At 47.8% G+C, this 2,600-nt stretch carries 2 protein-coding genes and 1 pseudogene; all 3 read left to right on the forward strand.

What is annotated here, in order from left to right; genetic code table 11:
• On the forward strand, positions 1–661 hold a 661-nt coding region (locus PX482_RS17405; protein ID WP_288122765.1), incomplete at its 5' end, for an ATP-binding cassette domain-containing protein.
• Between the two features lie 2 nt (positions 662–663).
• Positions 664–2,118, forward strand: a complete 1,455-nt coding sequence (locus PX482_RS17410) for a beta-barrel domain-containing protein (protein WP_288122766.1) — start codon at positions 664–666, stop codon at positions 2,116–2,118.
• Positions 2,119–2,218: 100 nt separating this feature from the next.
• Positions 2,219–2,497: pseudogene (locus tag PX482_RS17415) on the forward strand (peptidylprolyl isomerase); the annotation flags it as partial.
• Positions 2,498–2,600: the final 103 nt, after the last annotated feature.

A 2,600-nucleotide genomic window follows, 5' to 3' on the forward strand; every position in this document is an offset into this window, starting at 1 on the left:
CAGTTTTGAGATTTTACCCGGTCAAACCGTTGCCCTCGTCGGTCGGAGCGGTTCGGGAAAAACCACGATCTCGAAATTACTGATCGGCCTCTATCCCCCCACCGACGGGAAAATCTCGATCGACGGTTACGATCTGAGTACGATCGCCCTCAGTTCCCTCCGGCAACAGGTGGGAGTCGTCGATCAGGATACTTTTCTCTTCGGTTCCACGATTCGGGAAAATATCAGTTTAGGTCATCCCGATCACCCCCTAGAAAATGTGATCGAAGCGGCGAAATTAGCGGGAATTCATGACTTTATTCAATCACTGCCGATGGGGTACGAAACTCAAATCGGCGAGGGTGGAGGGCTACTTTCCGGGGGACAGAGACAACGGATCGCCATCGCTCGATCGTTGATGGGAGAGCCGCGGTTATTAATCCTCGATGAAGCCACTTCCCACCTCGATACGGAATCGGAACGGATTATTCAAACAAATCTCCAGAAAATTCGGCAGAATCGCACCATGGTGATTATCGCCCATCGCCTCTCTACGGTGCGGAACGCGGATTGTATTCTCGTTCTCGATCGAGGGGTATTAGTCGATAGTGGAACCCATGAAGAATTAATGGCCCGTCCCGGTATTTACCGTAATTTGAACTCTAATCAATTGAGTGAATAACTATGACAACCAATCTAGACAGAGAGCGCGATAACTGGTCTTTCCATACCAAAGAATTGATCGATACTTTACCCCTACCCTGGACGCGTGGTTTACTCTATTTTCTGATTATTTTCGTCTCGATCATTCTCCCTTGGGCGATATTCTCAAAAGTCGATGAAACGGGTGTCGGTCCGGGAAAACTGGAACCCCAAGGGGAAACAGTCAAACTCGACGCAATCACCGCAGGAGAAGTGGAAAAAATCTATGTCCGTGAAGGCCAAGAGGTGAAAGCAGGACAACCGATTTTAACCCTAGATTCCTCATTAATCGGCAAGGAAATACAACAAATCGAGGAGAAAATAGAAGGACAAAAAAGCCGTCTTTCCCAACAGAAACTTGTCAAAAGTCAGTTAGAGATTTCTTTAACCACCCAAAGCCAACAAAATCGCGCGGCAGCAGCGGAAAAAGAAGCCTCGATCGAACAAGCGCGGGAGAATGTGGACGCATTAATCAAGAAGGCCAAAATATCCCTAGAAGAACAACAAGCGCGAGTCAATCAAGCGAAAACCGCCCTCGCACAAAGTCAGACCGATTATCCGATTCTCAAAAGTCGTTATGAAACGGCTTTAAAAGAAGTCGATCGCTACCGAAAAGCGTGGGAGGATGGCGCGATATCGGAGGTGCAATTCATCGAGCGCGAGGACAATGCCAAGGAGCGCCAACAACTCTACGAGCGGGGAAAAGCGGAGGTCAAAGAAAATCAACATAAACTAGCGGAATTAAAAAGTGCCTACCGTCAGACGAGTCAACAAACGAGCGCCGATATCGCCCAAGCGCGTCTGCAATTACAGGAGCGGCAGCGGGGTTATCAAAGTCTCCGCCATTCCAACGAGTTGGCACTCTTAAGGGTACAGGAGCAGATTAACAATCTAGACACGGAGATCGCAACACTGGCATCGGAAATCGCCCAAAGCGAGAGCCAACGGCAAGCGCTCCAAATCCAACTAAGTCAGAGGGTTTTAAAGGCGAATACCGACGGCACGATCTTTTCATTACCGATTAAACGCGCGGGTGCGGTGGTGCAGTCGGGAACGCGGGTTGCGGAGATAGCACCGAAAGGATCGCGGTTTATTCTCAAGGCAGAAATGCCCACAGATCAAAGTCAATTTCTCCGCGCCGGTATGCCGATAAAAGTCAAGTTCGATGCCTATCCTTTTCAGGATTACGGCATTATCGGCGGCAAGATCACCAAGAAATCACCGACGGCGATCGAAAAGGAAACGCCCAACGGAAAAATTAACGTTTTCGAGCTAGAAATTCAACTCGATCGCTCCTGTATTCAAAAGGGAAATCAATGTATTCCCCTCAATCCGGGGGATACGGCTACCGCAGAGGCGATCGTCCGTCAGCGTCGGGTGATCGATTACATCCTCGATCCCTTTAAGGATCTGCAAAAAGACGGGTTAAAACTGTAGTTTTTTTAGGTATCGAAGCCAAATTACTTACACCCCTCCCTAACCCTCTTGCCTATCTCAACTAGGAAATTAATTTCGCATAACTGTTTCAGGAGTCATTATGTCCCATAGTATCACCATCACCAATCAAGACCTTATCCAACAGCTTAAGCTATCGGGGAAAGTTCCCGAAATAGTCGAGGGAATTATCGCTCGGAAAATCATCACCGAAACTGCCACGGCAGCGGGGATTAAAAACACAACTGCCGAGTTACAACAGGCGGCCGATCAATTCCGTCTCGCCAAAGGATTACATAACGCCAAAGATACATGGAATTGGTTGCAAAAACAGGGCTTATCCCTAGACGATTTCGAGGCGATCGTTGGCTCTTCGGTAATTGTTATGCAATGGACGGGGGTTATAAGGGATGGAACCCTTATATAGAAAGGCATTTAGCGATTTTTGTCAATTGTTTTTTATCTAGAGCGAACTAATCAATTAA

The sequence above is a fragment of the Microcystis sp. M53602_WE12 genome, assembly GCF_030065455.1.
Classification (GTDB): Bacteria; Cyanobacteriota; Cyanobacteriia; order Cyanobacteriales; family Microcystaceae; genus Microcystis; species Microcystis aeruginosa.